This is a genomic window from Colwellia sp. PAMC 21821, from assembly GCF_002077175.1.
Taxonomy (GTDB): Bacteria; Pseudomonadota; Gammaproteobacteria; order Enterobacterales; family Alteromonadaceae; genus Cognaticolwellia.
This window is the reverse complement of the sequence record NZ_CP014943.1, coordinates 1,393,815-1,418,071: the sequence shown is the minus strand read 5'-3', so window position 1 is coordinate 1,418,071 and position 24,257 is coordinate 1,393,815. Positions and strand designations below refer to the sequence as shown.

Genomic DNA, 24,257 nt, shown 5'->3' with positions numbered 1-24,257 from the left:
CTGAATGTCAAAAATAACTGAAAGAAATTTAGTGGTTGGATTAGATATTGGAACGTCAAAAATTTCAGTAGCCGTTGGCGAGATCACGCCTGATAATCAGCTCAGTATCGTAGGTGTTGGAAATCAACCTGCGCGTGGCATGGATAAGGGTGGCGTTAATGATTTAAACCTAGTTATTCAGTCAGTTCAACGTGCTATTAATGAAGCTGAACTAATGGCAGATTGCCATATAACTTCGGTATACCTTGGTATTTCTGGTAAGCATATTAGTTGTCAAAATGAAAACGGTATGGTGCCCATTAATGACAAAGAAGTCATGCAAGATGACGTTGATAACGTTATTCACACTGCGCGCTCAGTACCTATTTCTGCCGAACGTCGTATGTTACATGTGCTACCACAAGAATACAGTATTGACTGTCAAGACGGCATTAAAAGCCCTATTGGTATGTCAGGCGTGCGAATGGAAGCAAAAGTTCATATCGTCACTTGTGCCAATGACATGGCAAAAAACATTGTTAAATGTGTAGAACGTTGTGATTTAAAAGCTGACCAACTTATTTTTTCAGCGCTTGCTTCTAGCTATGCCATTTTAACAGATGATGAAAAAGAGCTCGGCATTTGTGTGGTTGATATGGGCGCAGGCACCATGGATATCGCTGTATTTACGGGTGGTGCATTACGCCATACCGCGGTAATTCCGGTAGCAGGTAATCAAGTCACTAGCGACATTGCGAAAATATTCCGCACACCGTTAAGCCATGCTGAAGATATTAAGGTGCAATATGCTTGCGCATTGCGCCAAATGGTTAGCATGGAAGAAAATATTGAAGTGCCGAGTGTCGGTGGACGCCCCGCGCGCTCTATGTCTCGTCATACTTTAGCTGAAGTTGTTGAGCCTAGATATCAGGAATTATTTGAACTGATCCAAGAAGAATTACGAGAATGTGGTTTAGAAGATCAAATTGCTGCGGGTTATGTTTTAACCGGCGGTACAGCAAAAATGGAAGGTGTAGTTGAGTTTGCTGAAGAAGTATTTCAAATGCCAGCACGCGTAGCACAACCTTCTGATGTATGTGGATTGAAAGAGTATGTTAATGACCCAACATACTCAACGGTTGTTGGCTTATTACATTATGGTATGCAGGCAAGTCAGCAACAAAATAAAGAACATAAAAAAAGCGAGTCAGTTGGTAGCATCGGCTCAAAAATACTGGCTTGGTTTAAAGGCGAATTTTAATTAACGGCATTGGCGGTTAATTAAAGGTAAAAAAGAGTTTTGGTGGAACAAAACGTAATAAAATCGGAGAAATAAAATGTTTGAATTAATGGAAGATCACAACGAAGAAGCAGTCATCAAAGTTATAGGCGTTGGTGGTGGTGGTGGTAATGCGGTAGAACACATGGTTTTACAAACCATCGAAGGTGTTGAATTTATTACCGCGAATACCGATTCACAAGCATTACGTAACTCAGCCGCAAATGTTACTTTGCAGCTAGGTCACGACGTTACTAAAGGTTTAGGTGCTGGCGCTAACCCTGAAATTGGCCGTCGCAGTGCAGAAGAAGATAGAGAGACTATTAAAGAAGCGCTTAAAGGTGCTGATATGGTCTTTATCGCTGCTGGCATGGGCGGTGGCACAGGTACAGGTGCTGCACCAGTCGTGGCAGAAATAGCAAAAGAAATGGGTATTTTAACGGTAGCTGTCGTGACGAAGCCATTCCCATTTGAAGGCAAAAAGCGTATGAATTACGCGGAACAAGGTATTGAGTTTTTATCAAAAAATGTTGACTCATTGATCACCATTCCAAATGAAAAACTATTAAAGGTTTTAGGCCCTGGCACGAGTTTATTAGATGCATTTAAAGCCGCGAATGATGTTTTATTAGGCGCGGTACAAGGTATTGCGGAACTTATTACTCGCCCGGGACTCATAAACGTCGATTTCGCCGATGTGAGAACGGTAATGTCTGAAATGGGTACGGCAATGATGGGTTCAGGTACTGCATCTGGTCCAGATCGTGCTGAAGAAGCGGCAGAAGCAGCAATTTCTAGTCCGTTACTTGAAGACGTTGATTTAGCAGGCGCTCGTGGCATTTTGGTCAACATTACTGCTGGCATGGATATCAGTATTGATGAGTTTGAAACAGTAGGTAACATGGTTAAAGCTTTTTCATCTGAAAATGCTACGGTTGTTGTTGGTGCGGTTATTGACCCTGAAATGACAGAAGATTTACGCGTTACTGTTGTCGCAACAGGTATTGGTGCTGATAGAAAACCAGACATTACACTTGTTAACCCAACTCCTATTGCAGAGCCGCAAGTCGTTGGTGGTGATTACATCCCTAGCGCACAACCAGAGTTATCTGCTAACCCAGTAACTATGCCAGAAGCGAATGCTCAAGCACAAAAAGTGGCAGCAACAGAGCTAGATGATTATTTAGATATACCGGCATTTTTACGTAAACAAGCTGACTAAAACTTGTTGTTGAAGTTTAGTAAGCAATACTAAAAATGTTGGAATTTTGATTTTGTTAGGCTTTTTTGTTATATTACGTCTCCGCTTAAATCAGTGGCGGCTAATTGATACAAAAATATAGGCTTAAGAAGGCTATTTATGATTAAACAACGTACGTTAAAAGAAAGTGTCTCTGCTATTGGTGTAGGGTTACATAAAGGTGAAAAGGTGCAGATTACTCTCCGACCTGCGCCTGCAAACACCGGTATTATTTTTCGCCGAGTTGATTTAGATCCCGTTGTCGACATCCCCGCGACACCGGAAGCTGTGGGTGAAACTACCCTTTGTACGTGTTTAGTGAATGAGCAAGGTGTTCAGATTTCCACCGTCGAACATTTACTCTCTGCTGTTGCAGGTTTAGGCATTGACAACCTTATTGTTGAGGTTGACTCACCTGAAATTCCAATTATGGATGGTAGTGCTTTACCGTTTGTTTATTTAATACAATCGGTTGGTATTGCAACGTCAAATGTTGCTAAACGCTTTTTACGTATTACTAAAGCTATACGTGTAGAAGAAGGCGATAAATGGGCTGAATTAAAGCCTTATGAAGGTTTTCGCGTCAATTTTGCGATTGAATTCGAACATCCTGTGATTGTAAATACTTGTCAAGCGATGAGTATGGACCTGTCTAGTTGTTCATTTATCAAAGAAATTAGTCGTGCACGTACCTTTGGCTTTATGAAAGACATTGAGTTTTTACGCTCGCATAATTTAGCACTGGGTGGCAGTTTAGAAAACGCCATTGTGTTAGACGAATACCGTATGTTGAATAAAGACGACTTGCGCTATGATGACGAATTCGTAAAACATAAAATTCTAGATGCTATTGGTGACTTGTACATGGGTGGCGTTAGTATTTTAGGTGAACTCAATGCCTTTAAATCTGGCCATGCCTTAAACAACATGTTGCTACGTGAAGTCTTTAAACAAGTAGACTGCTGGGAGTGGGTTACTTATGAAGATACCGCAGAGTCACCGATTCAATATCAAGAGATTAACGCAGCCGCTTTTTAAGGCCGTAAAATAATCACATTGAAAATAGAAACCAGCCATGCGCTGGTTTTTTTATCGGCAAAATAAACGGTTAGACTTGTAGGTAGGACTTCAGTGCGTCATTCGTTAAACTGTCAATTAACGTCTAAAAAATGGCCAACTGAAACAAGCATTATTTCTTGGCGTGGGCCGCCAATTTTTCAAGTTTTTTACGTAAACTCTCAGGTGCTGTTTCAGCTATTTTTAATAAATGTTCGGCAGTGGCGGCTGAAATTGTTGAATTAATGGCGTTTGGTATCACAGTTTTTTCCGGCATTTTATTGCGAAATGGGGTGATCTTAATTTCTACCTGATTAAAGACATTATCGGTAACTTGGGTTAATTCTCGGCAGATATTCATTCTTTCGAATTGTAAACGTTGGCTCCAAACTGCCGAATTTACCTCAATAACGATAGCATTTGCCCTGAAATTTGCGATTTTCCAGACATCTGCTGGTAGGTCGGGGCAGATTTGTCGTACAATGTCTGACAATACTGTTAAAGAGTTGGTTTTTGCGGCTATTTGTGCCAAAGTGCCTGACGTTGAATTAAACAGCGCTGACATGTCTGTAGGAATTCTAGATTTTCTTGCCATGAGTCAGCTCTGAACTAAACGATGAATGAATTATGAGTTTAACATTACTATACCGCGGAAAGAACGTTAGATTTTCAATGAAGCTAAATAAGCTGCGTTGGTTATCTGCTCTGACTGTATTTGCCTTGATTTCTGGCTTTATTGTCCATTTAATTGCTTCTGCGGATGACGTACCACAAAACCCAATCTATGGCATGTCAAACCTACCTAGTATCGATACTGCAAAGGAAAACAGTCAAGTCACTGCTGTCACTATGAAGTTGGCCGAGCTGCAAAGCCAAGTGCTAAGATTAAATGCGCTAGGAGATCGTTTAGCAGAAGAAGCTAACATTCCTGATAATGAGTTTAACTTTCAGCAATCGCCACCGAGCGGCGGACCAATGGTCCAGAGCAATGAAGGTAAGCAAGAAAGCTTAACTGAGTTGTTATTGAGTATAACTGCATTAGAAAAAACGCTTCAACATGAAGAAAAACAATTAAAAATGCTTGAATCTGTCAGTTTTGGTCACCATATAGAAAATACAAGGTATCTGTCTGGTCGACCAATTGTTAAGGGTTGGCTGTCATCTTTTTATGGTATTCGCAAAGACCCTTTTAATGGCAAAGCAGCTATGCATAAAGGTGTAGATTTTGCCGGCAAAGAAAATGCTGACATAATTGCTACTGCATCAGGTGTTGTAAGTTGGGCTGGAGATCGCTACGGTTATGGCAAATTAATTGAAATTAATCATGGTGATGGCTTAAAAACTCGCTATGGTCACAATAAAGTTGTACAAGTATCAGTAGGCGATGTAGTAAATAAAGGGCAAGTTATTGCGAAAATGGGTAGTACAGGACGCTCGACAGGGCCGCACGTACATTATGAAATTTTACGTAATAACCGCCAAATAGATCCAAAAAAATACGTTTATCGAAAAGCAAAAGAATAGCTTAAGCACTAATTTCAGTTGTTTAAAATACTCCTGCGATTACAATACTAAGCAAGTTTATGTGGTCGGTTCTACCGATCATTTTATTTTCAGCGGAAGATTTTCTTCTCAATATGGTTTAACACGATGTTTGTAAGTTTAATGACAAAATTGTTTGGTAGTCGTAATGATCGATTACTGAAGCAAATGCAAAAAGAAGTAAGTAAAATAAATGCACTAGAACCGGTTTTTGAAGCACTCAGTGATGAAGAACTAAAAGCAAAAACAACTGAATTTAAAGATCGTGTAACACAGGGCGAAGAGTTAGAAGCTATTCTACCTGAAGCATTTGCTGTAGTACGTGAAGCCAGTAAACGTGTATTTGGCATGCGCCATTTTGACGTGCAAATGATCGGTGGCATGGTGCTTAATTCTGGTAAAATTGCCGAAATGCGTACCGGTGAAGGTAAAACACTTACCGCTACCTTACCGTCTTATTTAAATGCATTAACCGGCAAAGGTGTGCATGTAATTACGGTTAACGACTACCTTGCAACGCGTGATGGTGATTGGTGTCGTCCTTTATTTGAATTTTTAGGCATGACCGTTGGCTGTAACATCGCCGGTATGGCGCCACAAGATAAGCAAGCAGCTTACAACTCAGATATAACTTACGGTACTAATAACGAATTCGGTTTTGATTATCTGCGCGACAACATGGCTTTTTCACCAGAAGAGCGTGCACAAAAACCACTAAACTTTGCTGTTATTGATGAAGTCGACTCAATATTAATTGATGAAGCACGTACGCCACTGATTATTTCGGGCCAAGCAGAAGACAGCTCTGAACTTTATCGCAATATTAACCTGGTTGTACCGACACTGGTGCAGCAGGAAGAAGAAGATAAAGAAGGCGAAGAAAGTACCGGCGATTACACCATCGACGAAAAAGCCAAACAAATATATTTAACTGAGCTTGGTCAAATTCATATCGAAGAAATCATGATCGAAAAAGGTTTGATGCAGCAAGGAGATTCACTCTTCTCAGCCGCAAATATTACCTTGTTGCATCATGTTATGGCCGCTTTGCGCGCACACAAGTTATTCCAAAAAGACGTAGATTACATCGTAAAAGACGACGAAATCGTTATCGTAGACGAACATACTGGTCGTACGATGGAAGGACGTCGTTGGTCTGAAGGTTTACACCAAGCGGTTGAAGCTAAAGAAGGTGTAAATATTCAAAACGAAAACCAAACTTTGGCGTCAATTACCTTCCAGAACTTTTTCCGCATCTACAATAAATTGTCAGGCATGACCGGTACTGCTGATACTGAAGCGTTCGAGTTTAATCATATTTATGCTCTAGAAACCGTTGTAATCCCAACAAACCAGCCAATGGTGCGTAAAGACTTACCTGATTTAATCTATTTAACTGCTGAAGAGAAGTTTGAAGCGATTTTAGAAGATATTAAAGATTGTGTTGAGCGTGGACAGCCAGTACTTGTTGGTACGATCAGCATTGAAACCTCAGAGTTTTTATCGTCATTCCTAAAGAAAGCAAAAATTAAGCATAAAGTCCTTAATGCTAAGTTTCACCAGCAAGAAGCCGAAATTGTTGCTGATGCCGGTAAAATTGCCGCAGTGACCATTGCCACTAACATGGCCGGTCGTGGTACCGATATCGTACTTGGTGGTAATTTAAATACGACGCTAGCTAAGCTTGATAACCCAAGTGAAGAAAAAATTGCAGAAGTTAAAGCGGCTTGGCAAGTAGAGCACGATAAAGTTTTAGCGGCGGGTGGTTTGCATATTGTAGCTACAGAACGTCATGAGTCTCGTCGAATTGACAACCAGTTACGTGGTCGTTCAGGTCGCCAAGGTGATGCAGGTTCAACACGTTTTTACCTATCAATGGAAGATGGCCTGATGCGAATTTTTGCCTCAGAGCGCATTACCAACATGATGCGTAAGCTAGGCATGGAGCGTGGCGAAGCCATTGAACATCCTTGGGTAACAAAGAGTATTGAAAACGCTCAACGTAAAGTTGAAGGCCGTAACTTTGATATTCGTAAGCAATTACTAGAATTTGACGATGTTTCAAACGATCAACGTAAAGTTATTTACGAGCAACGTAACGAATTAATGGATGAAGCAGATATTGCTGACGTTATTAAAGCGATACGTGGAGATGTAGTAAACGGTTTAATCGGTCAACATATTCCGCCACAGTCAATGGAAGAAATGTGGGATATAGAAGGCCTAGAAGAACGACTTAAAGGCGAGCTTACAATTGAATTACCTATCGCTAAATGGTTAGAAGAAGACACTAACTTACATGAAGAAACGTTACGTGAAAAAATTCATGATGAAGTTGATGCAAGTTATGCAGCCAAAGAAGAAATGGTGGGTGCAGATGTTTTACGTCAATTTGAAAAAGCAGTTATGTTACAAAGCTTAGATTCACATTGGAAAGAACACTTAGCGGCGATGGATCATTTACGTCAAGGTATTCATTTGCGCGGTTACGCACAAAAGAACCCGAAACAAGAATTTAAACGTGAATCTTTCGAACTATTTGCTGAATTGCTCGATAACTTAAAATACGACGTTATTGGTATTTTAAGTAAAGTGCAAATTAGAGCTGAGTCTGATGTTGAAGCCGTTGAAGAACAACATAGAAAAGCAGATGAAGCGCCGAAAGAATTTAAGCACGAGTCTGTTTCTGAACCAGAACAAGCCACCATGCCAAGAGTGGGAAGAAATGAGGCTTGTCCTTGTGGTTCAGGTAAAAAGTACAAGCAGTGTCACGGTAAATTAACCTAAGCACTTAACGAGTAATCGTTTAAAAAATGCCAGTCAATTGACTGGCATTTTTATCTTTAGAGCTCCACGATTAAGAAGCAAGTTTTTTGTAGGTCGGGCTTCAGCCCGTCAGCAGCAGGGCAGATATTTAGTTTGATGGACTAAAGTCCAACCTACAAGGGCTAGCGGCGAAATAATGCAGTGTTAGGTTGTTGGTTTTTTGTAGGTCGGGCTTCAGCCCGTCAGCAGCTAAACAGACATTTAGCTTGATGGACTAAAGTCCAACCTACAAGGGCTAGCGGCGAAATTGTGCAGTGTTAGGTTGTTGTTTTTTGTAGGTCGGGCTTCAGCCCGTCAGCAGCTAAACAGATATTTAGTTTGATGGACTAAAGTCCAACCTACAAGGGCTATAGGCGAAATAATGTAGCATTAGGCTGTTGTTTTTTTGTAGGTCGGGCTTCAGCCCGTCAGCAGCTAAACAGATCTTTAGTTTGATGGACTAAAGTCCAACCTACAAGGGCTGGCGGCGAAATAATGCAGCGTTAGGCTGTTGGTTTTTTGTAGGTCGGGCTTCAGCCCGTCAGCAGCTAAACAGACATTTAGCTTGATGGACTAAAGTCCAACCTACATGGGCTATCGGCGAAATTATGTAGCATTAGGCTGTTGTTTTTTTGTAGGTCGGGCTTCAGCCCGTCAGCAGCTAAACAGATATTTAGTTTGATGGACTAAAGCCCAACCTACAAGGGCTGGCGGAGAAATAATGCAGCGTTAGGCTGTTGGTTTTTTGTAGGTCGGGCTTCAGCCCGTCAGCAGCTGGACAGATATTTAGCTTGATGGACTAAAGTCCAACCTACAAGGGCTAGCGGCGAAATAATGCTGCATTAGGCTGTTGTTTTTTTTGTAGGTCGGGCTTCAGCCCGTCAACCGTTATGCAAACAATTAACGTGATAGAACAACAATCATTATTACTGGATATAATCTTTTAAATAGGTTTTTAGGACAAATTATGACAAAAATTGTGCATGTTGCTGTTGGTGTGATCAAACATGAAGATAAATTTTTTCTCACTAAGCGCCTAGCTGATAGCCATCAAGGTGATAAGTGGGAATTTCCAGGTGGCAAAGTAGAAGAAAACGAAACAGTACATCAAGCGCTTCATAGAGAGCTAAAAGAAGAAGTTGCCATAGAAACCCTGACTTGCACATCATTAATGCAAATTAGCCATGATTACGGCGATAAAAAGGTGTTGTTAGACGTGTTTGTGGTTGATAACTTTACCGGTGAGGCAAAAGCGTTAGAAGGGCAACAGTCAGGTTGGTTTACCTTAGCGGAATTTGCCACGTTAAACTTCCCTGCAGCGAATCAGTCGATTATTGAAAAGCTGCAAAAAAATTACCCGTCGTAAGGTTTCAATTGTTCAGCACAGCTAAACCATATTAAAGCCCTGAAACAACAATGCTAATAACACTAGTTAATGTGTTTATTAGCACTTGAAGCTAATCTACTCAGGTTCTACAAAGAACTTATTATGCTGCAAAAATTCTGCTTCCAAAGCGTCGAGCATTTCTTCATTTAAGTCGACAGCACCTTGTACCGGCTGACTAATTTTATGATTTTCGTCAGCCCAATCGCCAATATCAATTAACTGGCAACGTTTACAACAAAAGGGGCGGTATTGACTCTCTGCTTGCCAAATCACTTCTTTTTTACAAGTGGGACAAGCTACTTTTAAGGTCATAGGAATGATTATCCGTTAGGTATAACAAGTAATAAAATAATATCGCTATTATAAGAAAATTTTAGTTAAAAAACAAAACAAACAAAAAAAACAGAGCTGTAAGCGGTCAGTTTTAAGCTGTCAGTTAAACATGCGCTACAAGAGTGTTGACTAAACTGAAAGCTTAAAACGATGTTTACTTTAACATCGGGCCAATTGGAAGGTTGTGGCTTGTTTGCAATATTTTCGACCGGTTTCGCTACACGGCATCATAAAACGAATAGAGTAACGAAAACGGTTACCGCTAATGGTTGGATAAAAAGGTAAATTATTCGCCACTTTAATGCGGATTAAAATTAAGCCCTCACCATTATCTTGGTAAAAGCCACTTTCGGTGACTATTTCTTCAAACGCAGCGCGTTGACGTAAAAATTTTAAGTTTAGTGCTAATGCGGCGTTAATTTGAGCCAATAGCGATAACCAGTAGCGGCATTGCGCTTCAACTTCTGTGCTTGCTTGGTTTAACCAAAATTGTAATTGCGGTAAGTCGAAGTGTGAACTACCACCTTGAATGGCAAAGCGTTGTTTCAAACCCGTTAAAAATTTATCAGCTTTTAACTGCAACCATTGTGCATTAGGCACTTTTAACTGGCTAGACAGCGCGACTGTTTTGCTTAAGTTATCTTCTAGCACTGCACTATCAATATCTGGGTTTTGTGACCAAATCACTAAGCTTTGCTCTAATTTTTCCAGATCTTTAATCAAGTCTCCTCGAATGTCGTTACGTTCTAAGGTGTCAAGAATGGCAAATAAAGCATTAAAAAAAACGCTATGACTTGTGGCGATATTATAGTGCAAACAATCTGACGCTTGAGCAAATAATTGTTCAAGTTTTAAATAGTTACGAATGCGCTCATTCAGCGGATGTTCATACAATATTGCGGTCATGATTTAAAAACTTTATTTGGAGATTAGCGAGCCATGCCCTAATAGTAACCATAGCTGGGAAAAATGGCGAATTATTTAGGGAAAATAGACGTTTATAAAGGCTTAAGGGCTAGGCGTTGGTATTTTTGGTCTAAATCTAATACCTGTTGGCGAATGTCTTCTAAACTTGTGTTTTGATTGTTGATAACATCATCAGCAAAGCTAAGTCGCTGTTCACTTGGCATTTGGCTGGCAATAATGCGCTTAATTTCAGCGACCGAACTGGGATCGCGGGCCGCTGTGCGAGAAATTTGCTCAGATTCGTCAACATTAACGACTAAAACACGGTTAACTAATTTATGTAAATTATTTTCCAGTAGCAAGGGGGCGACCAATAAGCAGTAACTGCTTTTCGCCAGCGCTATTTGCGCTAGTATTTCTTGTCGAATTAATGGGTGTAATAAACTATTCAACCACGCTTTATCTTCAGGTTCACTAAAAATTCGGCTACGAAGCTTAGCTCTGTTAAGTTGGCCATTATTATCAATAAAGTCAGCGCCAAAGTGTGCTTTAATTGCAACTAGTGCCTTACTGCCAGGCTCTACAACAATACGAGCCGCTATATCTGCATCGATAATATCAATGTTTAACTCAGCAAAAAAATCGCTTACTGTAGTTTTGCCACTCCCAATGCCACCGGTTAAACCAATAATGAATGTAGACATGTATAAGCCTTTTTTTAGTTTTAAGTTTTAAGCTGTCAGCTGTCAGTTTTACCAAGCTTAATGGAAGCGATTTTTTTACTGAAAGCTTCTTTGGCTGACAGCTTAAAGCTGGTCTTTGTGTCAGTTTTTAAATTAGCGAACTTAAATACCAAGACCAAATGCTGTTTCCCCAAAGTAGGGTTATCCAACCTGCAATAGCTAAATATGGGCCGAAAGGAATGGCTTGCTCACGCTGATGGTTCTTAAAAACCATTAAACTAATACCAATGACCGCGCCAACGGCTGATGCCATTAAAATAAGCAATGGCAGTAACTGCCAGCCCAACCAGGCACCAAACAGGGCAACTAACTTAAAGTCGCCGTTGCCCATACCGTCTTTACCGGTAATTAATTTAAACAGCCAGAATATGCTGAACAAGCTCATGTAACCGGCAACTGCGCCAATAACTGCGTCGCTTAACGGTACAATGGCACCATTAATATTCACCAATAGCCCTAACCACAATAATGGCAAGGTTATTTGGTCAGGCAATAACATGTGGTCTACATCAATTAAGGTTAAAGCAATTAAACCCCAAGTTAACACTAATAGCATAAGCGTGGTGAAGGTAACGCCGTAATGGGCGGCAATAACTACGCTTAATAATGCGGTAGCTAACTCAACTAATGGGTAGCGCAGTGATATTTTTTCCTGACATTGGCTACATTTTCCACGTAAAAACAACCAACTTATGACCGGAATATTTTCGTAGAAACGAATTTTATGTTTACATGAAGGGCAGCTCGAACTTGGTGTTGAAAGGGTGATCAGGTTATCGTCAGCTTTTATTGGTTTTGCTAACTCATCAGCTAAAAATTCGCGGCATTCACTTTTCCAGCCTTGCTCAAGCATTTTAGGCAAGCGATAAATGACCACGTTTAAAAAACTGCCGATCAGCAAAGAAAAAACAAACACTATCGCGTAGAAATATGCCGTAGAATTTGTCATTAGTGTTATAACATCTGTCAAAAGAAAAGCCTCGAAATCTATGTTAACCCCTATGCGCTAAAGCTAGCAGGTTAAAATCAAACAATGTGATAAAAAGTCATAAAACGTCATAATACGTTATACAACGTAAGTTAAGTTGATAAAAAAAACGATGACAAGCATCGTTTTAATTTTATCGATTAAAGCTAAAATATGCTGTGCTATTTTTATACCACCATACCAATTTGGAAAATAGGTAAATACATGGCAACAATTAAACCGCCAATAACCACACCTAACACAGCCATAATCATAGGCTCTAGCAGGGTAGTTAAGTTATCTACGGCGTTATCTACTTCTTGCTCATATACCGTAGCTACTTTGGCTAGCATATCGTCAACTGCGCCTGACTCTTCACCAATCGCCACCATTTGAATAACCATATCTGGGAAAATGGCACAATTACGCATGGCTAAATTCATTTGCATACCTGAGGTAACTTCAGCTCGTATTTCTAAAATAGCATCACGAAACACCGCATTGCCAGAAGCGCCAGCCGCTGACTCTAATGCATCAGGTAAAGGTACGCCGGCAGCAAAAGTAGTTGATAGCGTTCTGGCATAACGGGCAACCGCCGCTTTTTTTAATACATCACCAACAACAGGTAATTTTAATATTTTTTTATCGACGCTATCACGGAAATTAAGGCTATTGGCATGCGCCTTTTTAAAGAGGTAACCCGTAATAAATATACCGGCAAGACCAAAATACCAATAAGACTGCATAAAGTCTGATATAGCGAGCACAAATAAAGTAAAACCAGGTAATTCTGCGCCAAAGCTATCAAAAATATCTTTAAAAACAGGTACAACAAAAATTAATAAGACCGATGTAACAATTAAGGCGATAATTAAGACCGAAATAGGGTAGGTCATGGCTTTTTTAATTTTGGCTTTTAATACTTCGGCTTTTTCTTTATAGATAGCAATACGATCGTATATGGTTTCTAGTGAACCTGATTGCTCACCAGAGTTAACCAAGTCGCAATATAAATCATCAAAATATTTAGGGTGTTCACGTAAGCATTCAGAAAGCGGGATACCTGATTGCAGTTTATTCCCAATGGTACTGAGTAATTTTTGCATATTGGCATTGTTGTGACCAGAACCTATCATTTCAATGGTTTGTACTAAAGGCACACCTGCGCCAAGCATAGTGGCAATTTGTCGAGTTAGTATCGCGATATCAACCGGGAGAATTTTTTTATCGCCGCTCATACCAAATAATGGTTTAGCTTTTTTGCTGATTTTACCTGGGGTTATACCTTGCTTGCGCAGCTGGGCTTTAAGTTCTAATATACTGGTGGCATTAAGCTCGCCACTAATTTTTTTACCTTTACGGTTCAGCCCTTGCCATTTATAAACATCAAGTGCTTTAACTTTACTTTTCTTGTCTTTTACTTTTATTGTTGAAGAAACAGCCATTCGCTTAACCTAATTTTTATTTGTCTAGTTAACTTAAGTATTGTCGTTAGCAATATAAGTAAATGCTTTTATTATGTTTAGCTTATAACTATTGTCTATACTTGGCAATTTTTTGAAATTTAGTTTTAAGGCTAGGTATTAAATCAGCTATGTTAACTATGCTTATTTGCCTAGTTCGCCGTATTAAGCGTTGGTAACGCGATTTACTTCTTCTAAACTGGTTACCCCTAGAGCGGCTTTTTCTAAGCCAGACTGGCGCAAATTATTGTAGCCTTCGCGTTGGCATTGTGCAGCAATATCTAACGAGTTCGAGCCGGTCATAATTAAGTTTGCGGTAACATCGCTAATTTTTATGACTTCATATATACCGACACGGCCTTTGTAGCCGCCGGTACACAAATCGCAGCCTACAGGTTTAAATAATTTAATGTTCTCTAGTTGTGCAGGTAAAAAACCTTGCGCGAGCAGTTCGGCTTCAGGGATATGCTCTTCTTCTCGACATTGAACACATAAACGCCTTGCGAGTCGTTGAGCAATAATAATAGTTACTGAACTGGCAACGTTGTATGAGGGTACGCCCATATTCAATAATCGAGTAAGTGTTTCGGCTGCCGAGTTAGTATGCAATGTTGATAACACTAAATGACCCGTTTGCGCGGCTTTAATGGCAATTTCTGCGGTTTCTAAATCACGGATCTCACCAACCATAACAATATCGGGATCTTGTCGAAGGAATGAGCGTAATGCGCCAGGGAAGGTTAAACCAGCGCGGACATTAATTTGTACTTGGTTAATACCGTCGAGGTTAATTTCAACCGGATCTTCCGCGGTTGAAATATTACGCTCTTCGGTATTTAAAATATTAAGCCCGGTATAAAGCGAAACAGTTTTACCTGAACCCGTGGGGCCGGTCACTAAAATCATACCTTGAGGTTGCGCTAGCGCGTCCATGTAAATTTTCTTTTGCTCTGGCGCGTAGCCCAGCATATCGATACCTAGCATGGCACTTGACGAGTCAAGAATACGCATTACTACTTTTTCGCCCCACATGGTAGGCAGCGTACTTACACGAAAATCAATCGACTTCTTTTTCGATAAAGCTAATTTTATACGGCCATCTTGTGGCACGCGGCGTTCAGCAATATCTAACTTCGACATAACTTTTAAACGTGCCGCCATGCGCGAGGCGAGCGATACAGGTGGTTTGGCAACTTCGTTAAGAATACCGTCAATACGAAAACGAATACGGTAAGACTTCTCGTAAGGTTCAAAATGTAAATCAGACGCGCCTTTGCGAATCGCGTCGAGTAAAATTTTATTAATATAAACAACAATCGGGGCATCATCTTTATCACCGCCACCAATGTTATCTTCTTCTTTGCGCTCATCTTGAACATCTATACCCGATAATTCTTCCGCGTCCATGTCTGAAATATCAAGGGCATCGCTATCTTCCTCTAATATTTTTTCAATACAGGCAGCTAAAGCGGTTTCGTTGGCAATAACCAACTCAGTAGAAAAACCGGTATTAAATTGAATTTCTTCAAGCGCATCAAGATTAGTCGGGTCCGACATGGCAACGAATAACACTTTGCCACGTAAATATAACGGTAAGGCATGGTGTTTACGGATCAGTTTTTCGTTACGTACACCTTCAGGCACTAAGCTAGTATCAAAATTAGCTAAGTCTATTAGCGGACAGCCAAAACTTCGACAGAGCGTGCTTGCAATGTCATCAGCATTAATGCTTTTATCTTCAACTAAATAGCGAATAAAAGGCTTATTTTGTTGAATAAAACCTGCACTAATTTTTTCTGCTTTATCACTAGGCACAATATTATGCTTAGTTAAGGCGGAAAGCAGGCTTGATTGTTGATGAAGTCCTTTCATAGATCTCTTAATGAAACTATTAACTGCAAATTATAGTGTAACTATTTTAGTTAGAAAAAACAAAAAAAACAGTTATTTCAAACAATAAAAAAGCTCCCTAAGGAGCTTTTTTATTGTAATGTTACTTATCTAACAAAGGCCTGCAGCAACACATGTACCAGATTTGTCCCAAGTTACTTGTCCAGCTAACCACGTACCTGTTAATATGTAAGTTTCTTCATCAGGGAACGTAGCAGCAAGACCTGTTGCAGTAACAACTACATTTGTGCCAGAAGCTGTTACTGCCACACTCTTAATCACACCTGTAGAGCCTGAATCAACCACGCCTTTATTTGCCGAGGTTATACAGTTAGCAGCAAAAGTTGCTGCTGTTGAAGCAACCGTTTGTCCACAAATTTCTACTGCTGTTTTTTGAGTTGATGTAGCTAATACAACTTCAGAAAATTTCGCTTTTTGTGTATATGTTTGATAAGCAGGCAACGCTACCGCAGCCAAAATACCGATAATCGCAACAACGATCATTAATTCAATCAGGGTGAAACCTTGAGATTTTTTCATTGTGTTTAGTTTTTTCATCGTTATAAATTCCATTCGTTATTACGGGGGCTGCATTGATATTGCGACAAAATTTGGCAAATGTAAAACTTTGTGAGCATTTATTTTAAGTTTATTGCAAATTATCGCTGTTTTTACGCATTAATTGTTAATTTTCATGTGATTTTAAAAATTAAGCATGGATATTAGATTGATAAATATCAAGTTTTTAGTTCTAAGCTGTCAGCTATCAGTAAGAGAGAAAACAGGTACTATAGATATTGTTGTTTTAACTGACAGCTTAGAGCTGACAGCTTAGGACTATTTTTAACTGACAGCTTCGAACTGACAGCTTAAAGCTTAAAGTTTTTAGCTAATTTTTAAACAAAGCGCATAGATAGATCAACCGCTTGTACATGTTTGGTTAACGCACCCACAGAAATAAAGTCTACGCCGGACTTGGCATAATCTTTTAGCGTGCTTAAGGTCATATTGCCTGAAACTTCTAACTTGGTGTTACCGGCTGATATTTCAGCGGTTAGCTTAACGGCTTGTTCGATCATTTTGGTTGTAAAGTTGTCTAACATAATAATGTCGGCACCGGCATTTAGTGCTTGGGTTAACTCTTCTATACTTTCAACTTCTACTTCTACGGTTTTATCCGCATGATTAATACGTGCTGTGCTAATGGCTTTGCTGATACCGCCACACGCGGCAATGTGATTTTCTTTAATTAAAAACGCGTCGAATAAGCCAATTCTATGATTTACTCCGCCACCACAAGTTACCGCGTATTTTTGCGCGCTGCGCAGGCCGGGTAGGGTTTTACGGGTATCGAGTAATTTGGTCGTAGTGCCTGCAAGGTGTTTAACGTATGAGCTAGTGACCGTTGCGGTCCCTGAAAGGCTTTGTAAAAAGTTTAAAGCCGTGCGCTCGCCAGTTAATAATATGCGTGCATTGCCCGCTAACTCGAATAACGTGGTATTGGCGGTTACGTGTTGACCGTCGTTAACAAACCATGTGATTTTGGTATCGGTGTTATAAATGTTATCAAGCTGCTTAAATACTTCATTTACCCAAGCAACACCACAAATAACACATTCGTCACGACTGATAATATTTGCTACCGCTTGGTTTTGTGCCGGAATAAGTTCGGCGGTAATATCACTGCTAGTGGCGAGTTCGTTATAGGTATTTACGCCTAAGTCTTCACATAATGCCCAAGTAACGGTTTTGGTGATGTCGTTTAATAATGATGCTGGTAACATTTAAAGCTGCTCTCGTAAAATTAGTTGTTTTCCGGTTTGGCTAAATTCTACTCTTTTTAGGGCGCTCATGCCCAACAGAATTTCATCGGCAGCCATACTAGGGTTAATATTTGCTGCGACATTATACAGGTAGATATTGCCAATGCGTAGTTCATTTATTTGTGTTTGATAGACGGTAATTGTGCCATTTGCGGTTTGCACACGCATTTGCCCTTGTGCTTGCAAGGATAAGTTCTCTGCTATGTGCGCGGGAATAGACACGTGTGTAGCACCGGTGTCGAGTAAAAAGGTAACTTGCGTGCCATTAATAGCACCATTAGTAACATAATGCCCTTGTCGGTTTTGCTGCAACATAACTTCTGCTTTGCCATTGGCCTGCAATGAAAGCTTAGGGTCTTGGTTTGGATTATATTGCTCGTCGAGTAAGTCCTGAAAAACAAAGACTAATAAAGCGATACCGATAATCCAGGCTATCCAGACAAAGCCTTTACCAAAACTTGCTGAAGTGTCATTTTTAGTCATATATGCCCAACTGTTAGATTAATCTGTTTGATTCTCCCATCGCACCAATCTACATTTTGCCGTGATACGGGGATAATATCTTGTTCTATCGATAACTTTACTATGTAATAGCGCTTTGATAAACAACCTGTGAATTATTGTATGTCATTTCTGCAAAATGACCGAAAATGTATCGCTGAACTAGTCATTAAAAATGGTTGGCTATGTGACGCTGAAATTCAAAAATCTAGCCACTGTGAGCCTAGAGCGATAGATGAAGCGGTTAGTTTATTGGTTGTGCATAATATTTCATTACCGCCGGGGCAATTTGGTGGTAGCCACATTACCGACTTCTTCCTCGGTAATTTAGACCCAACTATTGATCCCTACTTCGAAAGTATATATAGCATACGTGTTTCAGCCCATTGCTTGATTCAGCGTACTGGTCATATTGTGCAATATGTTTCATTCAATGATAAAGCATGGCACGCCGGTGTTTCGTCTTATCAAGGCCGTGAAAAGTGTAATGACTTTTCAATTGGTATTGAGCTGGAAGGAACAGATGATATTCCCTATACTAAAGCGCAATATCAGCAGCTTAGTGACTTAAGCCAAGCTTTAATAGGAACTTATCCTGAGCTAAAACGTAACATTGTTGGACATTGTGATATTGCACCAGGGCGGAAAACTGATCCTGGGGATGCGTTTGATTGGCAGCGTTTTTGGGGGTTGTTAGGGAAGTGACAGCTGTCAGTTTTAAGCTGTCAGCTTTCAGTAAAAGAATAGGGAAAATTCAGCTGTCAGTAAAAGATAGGGCACAAGGTCAGTTGCAGTTATCAGCTATTAGCTGTCAGTTAAAGGTAGGACATAACAGGTCAGTTGTTCGTGAAACACATAATAGTAGTTAGTTGGCGATCTGAAAGCTGACAGCTTTATACTTAAAACTTAATAAATGGATAATTAAAAATGAGCTTGATTAGTTTGCTGATTGCACTGGTTGCTGAGCGTTACTTGTCTTCTAGTGCTTGGCAGTTTGATACTTTATACCAACGATATTTGGCGGTAATTAAGAAAACTAAGTTGCTGGCTGATTATAAAAATTCTGCCATATTAACTTATGCGGTTATTTTGGTGCCGGTAGTGGGGTGTTATTTTTTATTAGCGCAAATTGATAACGCTTTATTGTATTTAATTGCTTCAACCTTAATCCTTATTGTGTGTTTTGGTTGTATGAAAACTCGAGAGAGTTATAAAAACTATTTGGTTTCAGCTTTTAAAGGTGAATTAACTACTTGTGAGTTGCAACACTTGCAATTACAACAAGATAAAAACATTACCGACATGGGATTTGGCCAAACCATGGTTTGGTTAAATTATCGCTACTTTATCGCGGTTATGCTGTTCTTTGTCTTATTTGGCCCAGCAGGTGCATTGTTTTATCGGTTATTAACCAAGGTAAATGAATGTGCTAATAAACCAGATGATGCAACAGATGGGCAGAACGACAGCGCTGAGCAAAACAGCCCAAGCAGCCAAAACAATCAAAACAATCAAAACAGCGATGAAACTTGTCAAGCCAGCCAGCAATTATTGTTTTGGGTTGATTGGCTACCAGTAAGGTTAGTTGCTTTTGGTTATATGTTTGTTGGCCATTTTTCGAAAGCGATGCCCGTTTGGATTGAAAACTTATTTGAGTTTGAAAAAGCGCCCAGCAAAGTATTGATAGCGGTTGCGCAAATGTCTGAAGACTTTATGGTTGATGCCGATGACTGCACTGCTGAACCGTGTTTATTAGTTAAGTTAGCCAAACGAACCCTATTACTATTCTTAGCCGCAATATCTGTTCTAACCTTAACCGGTATTATTACTTAATTGACACAAGTTTTAAGCTATCAGTATTAAGCTATCAGTAACCAAGTAAAGCCAACCTCCGCTTTGCTTGGTATTGAGGTTCTTTAGTCCAGTAGACTGACAGCTCAAAGCTAACATCCCAGCCCTTTGCTTTAGTCTCATAGACTGACAGCTTAAAACTGAAAGCTTACAGCTAATATCTAATATCTAATATCCCGTCTTTTTGTTTCAGTCTCGCAAACTGACAGCTTAAAATTTAAAACTAAAAACTTACAGCTAACATCCCAGCCCTTTGCTTTAGTCTGGCAAACTGACAGCTTAAAATTTAAAACTAAAAACTTACAGCTAACATCCCAGCCCTTTGCTTTAGTCTCATAGACTGACAGCTTAAAACTGAAAGCTTACAGCTAATAGCTAATATCTAATATCTAATATCCCGCCCTTTGTTTCAGTCTCGCAAACTGACAGCTTAAAACTAATATCATCCCAACTTCCCTTTCCACGAAGTGAAATCGAAATGGTTTACGCTAAACACTGAAAGTTAGCTACTTTACGTTGTTCGTTATTTTTTAGTCTACCCTTTAGCGCAAGCCTATTTACCACATCAGCTTTATTAGCCTTATGTATAGTAGGTTAAGCCGTTTGGCTTATTTTGATTACTGTGAAGTCTTTCATTATTAAACTTTATGAGTAATTGTACTACAGTGGTTAATAGTGTGGATTTTTTGCATCAAGTGGTGTGCTTAATATGCGGGCACTGGTGATAAATTAGTCGCTGTGTTTACAACAGTGTATTCATTTGTTACATTACATCTGAAATTATCAATTGGTAAGACCATTTTACCAAGGTTTTTTAAAAATATTTTCGACGTGAGTTTTTTAACTTAGGTCACTTGTATTTGAGTCATAAAGGGTTTTAAATGTCGATTCCGAGTATTGAAAAACCGGTAAAGCAAGCTAAGTTGTCAGATATTATTTTGGCTCAGCTTGAGACTATGATCCTAGAAGGTAGTTTAAAGCCCGGACAAAAGTTACCGGCAGAGCGAGAACTAGCAAAGCAGTTCGATGTGTCTCGACCTTCATTGCGTGAAGCTATTCAAAAGTTAGAAGCAAAAAATTTAGTCACGCGTCGCCAAGGTGGCGGAACCTTTGTAAGTGATAAAATTTTGGGTGGTCTGTCAGACCCACTATTTGCCTTAATGGCGAATAATAATGAGTCACAATTTGATTTATTAGAGTTTCGTCATGGTATTGAGGGGATGTCGGCTTACTATGCAGCGATGCGCGGTACACAAGCTGATTTTGATGAAATTCAGCGCAAGCATGACAACATTGGCACGGCACAACTTGAAGATAGTTACCGCCTTGAAGCTGAAGCCGTATTCGAATTTTATATCGCTATATGCGCGGCGAGTCATAATGCGGTTATTTTGCATTTAGCCAATAGTATGGCGCCGTTGTTGATTGACAACATTGAGAAAAATTTAACAACTTTGGCTAAGCGACCTGACGTGTTTGGCCAAATATCTGATTATCGCACGCGTTTAATGAGTGCGATTGTCAGTGGTAAACCCCAAATTGCTTGGGGAGCTAGCCATCGACATTTAGCTTTCATTGAAGAAGTGCTATTAAAAATGTCACAGGAAAATAGCCGTATGGAACGTTCTATACGCAGAATGAAACGACCGAAAGTTGATACCAATTAACTCAACGAATTATCGATTAGTGATAATTCATTCATTTAAACTGTATTGGTATAAAAAATTAAAACGAGTAAGGATAATTGCTTAAAAGCAGCTATCTTTAAACAACTAAATTTACTTAACAAACAACAAATGGAGACTAAGTAATTATGTCTGAGCTCCCAAATCTAGATATTGATTCAATGGAAACCCAAGAATGGTTGGAATCAATGGAGTCTGTGTTAGAAAAAGAAGGGCCAGAACGTGCTCATTTTCTACTTGAAAAATTAATCGATAGAGCCCGTCGTAGCGGTACACATTTACCGTTTGACGCCAAAACTGCTTATGTAAATACTATTCCACCAGGGTTAGAACCGCATATGCCGGCTGACCAAACAATAGAGTCACGTATTCGTGCTGCTATTCGTTGGAATGCTTTAGTGTTGGTATTACGCGCGTCTAAAAAAGATTTAGAGCTTGGTGGCCATATTGGTAGCTTTGCTTCTTCGTCTACTTTATATGATGTTGGTTTCAACCACTTCTTTAAAGCTTCATCTGAAAAAGATGGCGGCGACTTTATTTTTGCTCAAGGTCATATTTCTCCGGGTATTTATGCTCGTGCCTTTATGGAAGGCAGATTAACGGAAGAGCAAATGAATAACTTCCGTCAAGAGTGTGATGGTAAAGGTTTGTCTTCATACCCGCATCCGCATTTAATGCCTGACTTTTGGCAGTTCCCTACTGTTTCAATGGGCTTAGGTCCATTACAGGCTATTTATACTGCACGTTTCCTTAAGTACCTTACTGACCGTGGTATTAAAGATTGTTCAGGCCAACGTGTTTATTGTTTCCTAGGTGATGGTGAAACTGATGAGCCAGAATCGTTAGGTGCTATCGGCCTTGCAACGCGTGAAGGTTTAGATAACTTAACATTTGTTATCAACTGTAATTTACAGCGTTTAGATGGTCCTGTTCGTGGTAATGGTAAAATTATTCAAGAACTTGAAGGTACATTCCGCGGCGCAGGCTGGGAAGTTGTTAAAGTAATTTGGGGTTCTTACTGGGATGCATTAATTGCCCGCGATACTTCAGGTAAATTACTACAGTTAATGAACGAAACGGTTGATGGTGAATACCAGAACTGTAAAGCCAAAGGCGGTAAGTACACACGCGAAAACTTCTTTAACAAGTATCCTGAAACAGCAGCGCTAGTCGCGAATATGTCTGATCAAGATATTTGGCGTTTAAACCGTGGTGGTCATGATCCTGTTAAAGTTTATGCGGCTTATGAAAAAGCGATGAACACCAAAGGTCGTCCAACGGTTATTCTTGCTAAAACCGTTAAAGGTTTTGGTTTAGGTGCTTCAGGTGAAGCATTAAACATTGCGCATAACGTTAAGAAAATGGATGTTGATTCGCTTAAGCATTACCGTAATCGTTTTAATATTCCGGTAAGCGATGAAGAAATTGCTGACTTACCTTTCTTCAAGTTCCCAGAAGATAGCGAAGAATATAAGTACATGAAAGCACGTCGTGAAGCATTAGGTGGTTCATTACCTGCGCGTCGCCAACAAGCGGAAGAGTCACTTGATATTCCGGCATTAAAAATATTTGAGCCAATATTAAAAGGTTCAGGTGAGCGTGAAGTATCATCAACAATGACTTTTGTTCGTGTACTAAACAGCTTACTAAAAGATAAGAAAATCGGTAAGCGTATCGTGCCTATTATTCCTGACGAAGCGCGTACTTTTGGTATGGAAGGTTTATTCCGCCAAGTGGGTATTTATGCCAGCGAAGGTCAAAAATATGTTCCACAAGATGCTGACCAAGTGGCTTATTACCGTGAAGATAAGAAAGGCCAAGTATTACAAGAAGGTATTAACGAGCTAGGTGCTATGGCGTCTTGGGTTGCTTCGGGTACGTCTTATTCAACTTGTAATGCCACGACAATTCCATTTTACATTTACTATTCAATGTTTGGTTTCCAACGTGTTGGTGATTTAGCATGGGCAGCGGCAGATAGCCAAGCACGTGGTTTCTTATTAGGTGCTACTGCAGGTAGAACGACGCTTAACGGTGAAGGTTTACAACATCAAGATGGTCATTCACATGTGCAAGCGGGCTTAATTCCTAATTGTGTAACTTATGATCCAACTTACGGTTATGAAATTGCTGTTATCGTGCGTGAAGGTTTACGCCGTATGTACGAAGAAAATGAAAACATCTTCTTCTACTTAACGCTGATGAATGAAAACTATCAACATCCGGCTATGCCAGAAAATAAAGATGTTGAAGACGAAATCATTAAAGGTATTTACCAACTTGAACGTGTTGAAGCTAAAAAAGCTAAAGCCAACGTACAGTTAATGGGGTCAGGTACAATTTTACAAAAAGTTCGTCAAGCAGCACAAATTTTGTCGGCTGATTACGGTGTATCAAGTGACGTTTATTCTGTTACTTCATTCAACGAACTAGCACGTGAAGGACAAGAAGTAACGCGCTGGAACATGTTGCACCCTGAAAGCAAGCAAAAAACAGCCTATATTTCTAAGATAATTACGGCAGAAAAAGGCCCAGCCATTGCTGCAACAGATTATGTTAAAAACTATTCTGACCAAGTGCGTGCTTATATCGACACTGAGTATCGTGTATTAGGTACTGACGGTTTTGGCCGCAGCGATAGCCGCGATAACCTACGTCAACATTTTGAAGTTGATCAAAACTACATTGTTGTTGCTGCGCTTTATGAATTGGCAAACCGTGGTGAGATTAAAAGCAAAGTGGTAAGTGAAGCGATTAAACGCTTTAACATTGATGCTGACAAAATTAACCCGCTTTACGCGTAATTA

At 39.8% G+C, this 24,257-nt stretch carries 20 protein-coding genes; 10 read left to right on the top strand and 10 right to left on the bottom strand.

The window, feature by feature from the left end; genetic code table 11:
- Window positions 1–4 precede the first annotated feature (4 nt).
- The 3 genes from ftsA to lpxC all read left to right on the top strand — a co-directional run bounded on the left by ftsA (window position 5) and on the right by lpxC (window position 3,536).
- Window positions 5–1,240: a cell division protein FtsA gene (gene ftsA, locus A3Q33_RS05925; protein ID WP_081179154.1), complete on the top strand. Its 1,236-nt coding sequence runs from the start codon at window positions 5–7 to the stop codon at window positions 1,238–1,240.
- 76 nt (window positions 1,241–1,316) lie between these two features.
- Window positions 1,317–2,480, top strand: a complete 1,164-nt coding sequence (gene ftsZ / locus A3Q33_RS05920) for a cell division protein FtsZ (RefSeq protein WP_081179153.1) — start codon at window positions 1,317–1,319, stop codon at window positions 2,478–2,480.
- A gap of 138 nt (window positions 2,481–2,618) precedes the next feature.
- Window positions 2,619–3,536, top strand: coding sequence for a UDP-3-O-acyl-N-acetylglucosamine deacetylase (gene lpxC, locus A3Q33_RS05915; protein WP_081179152.1), 918 nt, complete (start codon window positions 2,619–2,621; stop codon window positions 3,534–3,536).
- A 151-nt stretch (window positions 3,537–3,687) separates the two neighbouring features.
- Here lpxC and A3Q33_RS05910 read toward each other — a convergent pair whose 3' ends face one another.
- Complete coding sequence (locus tag A3Q33_RS05910; protein ID WP_081179151.1) at window positions 3,688–4,149, bottom strand: DUF721 domain-containing protein; 462 nt, start codon at window positions 4,147–4,149, stop codon at window positions 3,688–3,690.
- A 32-nt stretch (window positions 4,150–4,181) separates the two neighbouring features.
- On the opposite strand from A3Q33_RS05910, the gene A3Q33_RS05905 reads away from it, so the two are divergent.
- From A3Q33_RS05905 to mutT, 3 genes are all read left to right on the top strand, one after another.
- A complete protein-coding gene (locus A3Q33_RS05905; protein ID WP_081179150.1) occupies window positions 4,182–5,078 on the top strand; it encodes a M23 family metallopeptidase in 897 nt (298 codons plus the stop codon).
- A 126-nt stretch (window positions 5,079–5,204) separates the two neighbouring features.
- Entirely contained in the window at window positions 5,205–7,883 is a 2,679-nt protein-coding gene (gene secA / locus A3Q33_RS05900) for a preprotein translocase subunit SecA (RefSeq protein ID WP_081179149.1), read from the top strand.
- A gap of 985 nt (window positions 7,884–8,868) precedes the next feature.
- On the top strand, window positions 8,869–9,267 hold the full coding sequence (gene mutT / locus A3Q33_RS05895; RefSeq protein ID WP_081179148.1) for an 8-oxo-dGTP diphosphatase MutT: 399 nt from the start codon (window positions 8,869–8,871) through the stop codon (window positions 9,265–9,267).
- A gap of 96 nt (window positions 9,268–9,363) precedes the next feature.
- Here mutT and yacG read toward each other — a convergent pair whose 3' ends face one another.
- The 9 genes from yacG to A3Q33_RS05850 form a co-directional block, all read right to left on the bottom strand.
- Complete coding sequence (yacG, locus tag A3Q33_RS05890; protein ID WP_081179147.1) at window positions 9,364–9,600, bottom strand: DNA gyrase inhibitor YacG; 237 nt, start codon at window positions 9,598–9,600, stop codon at window positions 9,364–9,366.
- Between the two features lie 180 nt (window positions 9,601–9,780).
- Window positions 9,781–10,527 carry a cell division protein ZapD gene (gene zapD / locus A3Q33_RS05885; protein ID WP_081179146.1) on the bottom strand — a complete coding sequence of 249 codons (747 nt, stop codon included), beginning with the start codon at window positions 10,525–10,527 and terminating at the stop codon, window positions 9,781–9,783.
- Window positions 10,528–10,619: 92 nt separating this feature from the next.
- Window positions 10,620–11,231, bottom strand: a complete 612-nt coding sequence (gene coaE / locus A3Q33_RS05880; RefSeq protein ID WP_081179145.1) for a dephospho-CoA kinase — start codon at window positions 11,229–11,231, stop codon at window positions 10,620–10,622.
- Window positions 11,232–11,358: 127 nt separating this feature from the next.
- The gene (locus A3Q33_RS05875) at window positions 11,359–12,240 is read right to left on the bottom strand and encodes a prepilin peptidase (RefSeq protein ID WP_502687222.1); all 882 of its coding nucleotides are present in this window, start codon (window positions 12,238–12,240) and stop codon (window positions 11,359–11,361) included.
- Window positions 12,241–12,425: 185 nt separating this feature from the next.
- Window positions 12,426–13,682, bottom strand: a complete 1,257-nt coding sequence (locus A3Q33_RS05870) for a type II secretion system F family protein (RefSeq protein WP_081179143.1) — start codon at window positions 13,680–13,682, stop codon at window positions 12,426–12,428.
- Between the two features lie 183 nt (window positions 13,683–13,865).
- Complete coding sequence (gene pilB / locus A3Q33_RS05865) at window positions 13,866–15,572, bottom strand: type IV-A pilus assembly ATPase PilB (protein ID WP_081179142.1); 1,707 nt, start codon at window positions 15,570–15,572, stop codon at window positions 13,866–13,868.
- Between the two features lie 129 nt (window positions 15,573–15,701).
- Window positions 15,702–16,148, bottom strand: a complete 447-nt coding sequence (locus tag A3Q33_RS05860) for a pilin (RefSeq protein ID WP_286160900.1) — start codon at window positions 16,146–16,148, stop codon at window positions 15,702–15,704.
- Between the two features lie 338 nt (window positions 16,149–16,486).
- The gene (nadC, locus tag A3Q33_RS05855; RefSeq protein WP_081179141.1) at window positions 16,487–17,374 is read right to left on the bottom strand and encodes a carboxylating nicotinate-nucleotide diphosphorylase; all 888 of its coding nucleotides are present in this window, start codon (window positions 17,372–17,374) and stop codon (window positions 16,487–16,489) included.
- Window positions 17,375–17,896 carry a retropepsin-like aspartic protease family protein gene (locus tag A3Q33_RS05850; protein ID WP_081148344.1) on the bottom strand — a complete coding sequence of 174 codons (522 nt, stop codon included), beginning with the start codon at window positions 17,894–17,896 and terminating at the stop codon, window positions 17,375–17,377.
- A gap of 141 nt (window positions 17,897–18,037) precedes the next feature.
- Between A3Q33_RS05850 and ampD the strand changes: the two genes are divergently transcribed.
- From ampD to aceE, 4 genes are all read left to right on the top strand, one after another.
- On the top strand, window positions 18,038–18,619 hold the full coding sequence (gene ampD / locus A3Q33_RS05845; protein ID WP_081179140.1) for a 1,6-anhydro-N-acetylmuramyl-L-alanine amidase AmpD: 582 nt from the start codon (window positions 18,038–18,040) through the stop codon (window positions 18,617–18,619).
- A gap of 222 nt (window positions 18,620–18,841) precedes the next feature.
- Complete coding sequence (gene ampE / locus A3Q33_RS05840; protein ID WP_081179139.1) at window positions 18,842–19,747, top strand: beta-lactamase regulator AmpE; 906 nt, start codon at window positions 18,842–18,844, stop codon at window positions 19,745–19,747.
- 914 nt (window positions 19,748–20,661) lie between these two features.
- Entirely contained in the window at window positions 20,662–21,432 is a 771-nt protein-coding gene (gene pdhR, locus A3Q33_RS05835; RefSeq protein ID WP_155866837.1) for a pyruvate dehydrogenase complex transcriptional repressor PdhR, read from the top strand.
- A 146-nt stretch (window positions 21,433–21,578) separates the two neighbouring features.
- A complete protein-coding gene (gene aceE, locus A3Q33_RS05830; protein WP_081179137.1) occupies window positions 21,579–24,254 on the top strand; it encodes a pyruvate dehydrogenase (acetyl-transferring), homodimeric type in 2,676 nt (891 codons plus the stop codon).
- The last annotated feature ends 3 nt before the right edge of the window (window positions 24,255–24,257 follow it).

What these genes read in the sequence shown, in the direction of transcription:
- ftsA (WP_081179154.1), top strand. Translation starts at nt 5, where the DNA reads ATGTCAAAAATAACTGAAAGAAATTTAGTGGTTGGATTAGATATTGGA.
- ftsZ (WP_081179153.1), top strand. Translation starts at nt 1,317, where the DNA reads ATGTTTGAATTAATGGAAGATCACAACGAAGAAGCAGTCATCAAAGTT.
- lpxC (WP_081179152.1), top strand. Translation starts at nt 2,619, where the DNA reads ATGATTAAACAACGTACGTTAAAAGAAAGTGTCTCTGCTATTGGTGTA.
- A3Q33_RS05910 (WP_081179151.1), bottom strand. Translation starts at nt 4,149, where the DNA reads ATGGCAAGAAAATCTAGAATTCCTACAGACATGTCAGCGCTGTTTAAT.
- A3Q33_RS05905 (WP_081179150.1), top strand. Translation starts at nt 4,182, where the DNA reads ATGAGTTTAACATTACTATACCGCGGAAAGAACGTTAGATTTTCAATG.
- secA (WP_081179149.1), top strand. Translation starts at nt 5,205, where the DNA reads ATGTTTGTAAGTTTAATGACAAAATTGTTTGGTAGTCGTAATGATCGA.
- mutT (WP_081179148.1), top strand. Translation starts at nt 8,869, where the DNA reads ATGACAAAAATTGTGCATGTTGCTGTTGGTGTGATCAAACATGAAGAT.
- yacG (WP_081179147.1), bottom strand. Translation starts at nt 9,600, where the DNA reads ATGACCTTAAAAGTAGCTTGTCCCACTTGTAAAAAAGAAGTGATTTGG.
- zapD (WP_081179146.1), bottom strand. Translation starts at nt 10,527, where the DNA reads ATGACCGCAATATTGTATGAACATCCGCTGAATGAGCGCATTCGTAAC.
- coaE (WP_081179145.1), bottom strand. Translation starts at nt 11,231, where the DNA reads ATGTCTACATTCATTATTGGTTTAACCGGTGGCATTGGGAGTGGCAAA.
- A3Q33_RS05870 (WP_081179143.1), bottom strand. Translation starts at nt 13,682, where the DNA reads ATGGCTGTTTCTTCAACAATAAAAGTAAAAGACAAGAAAAGTAAAGTT.
- pilB (WP_081179142.1), bottom strand. Translation starts at nt 15,572, where the DNA reads ATGAAAGGACTTCATCAACAATCAAGCCTGCTTTCCGCCTTAACTAAG.
- A3Q33_RS05860 (WP_286160900.1), bottom strand. Translation starts at nt 16,148, where the DNA reads ATGAAAAAACTAAACACAATGAAAAAATCTCAAGGTTTCACCCTGATT.
- nadC (WP_081179141.1), bottom strand. Translation starts at nt 17,374, where the DNA reads ATGTTACCAGCATCATTATTAAACGACATCACCAAAACCGTTACTTGG.
- A3Q33_RS05850 (WP_081148344.1), bottom strand. Translation starts at nt 17,896, where the DNA reads ATGACTAAAAATGACACTTCAGCAAGTTTTGGTAAAGGCTTTGTCTGG.
- ampD (WP_081179140.1), top strand. Translation starts at nt 18,038, where the DNA reads ATGTCATTTCTGCAAAATGACCGAAAATGTATCGCTGAACTAGTCATT.
- ampE (WP_081179139.1), top strand. Translation starts at nt 18,842, where the DNA reads ATGAGCTTGATTAGTTTGCTGATTGCACTGGTTGCTGAGCGTTACTTG.
- aceE (WP_081179137.1), top strand. Translation starts at nt 21,579, where the DNA reads ATGTCTGAGCTCCCAAATCTAGATATTGATTCAATGGAAACCCAAGAA.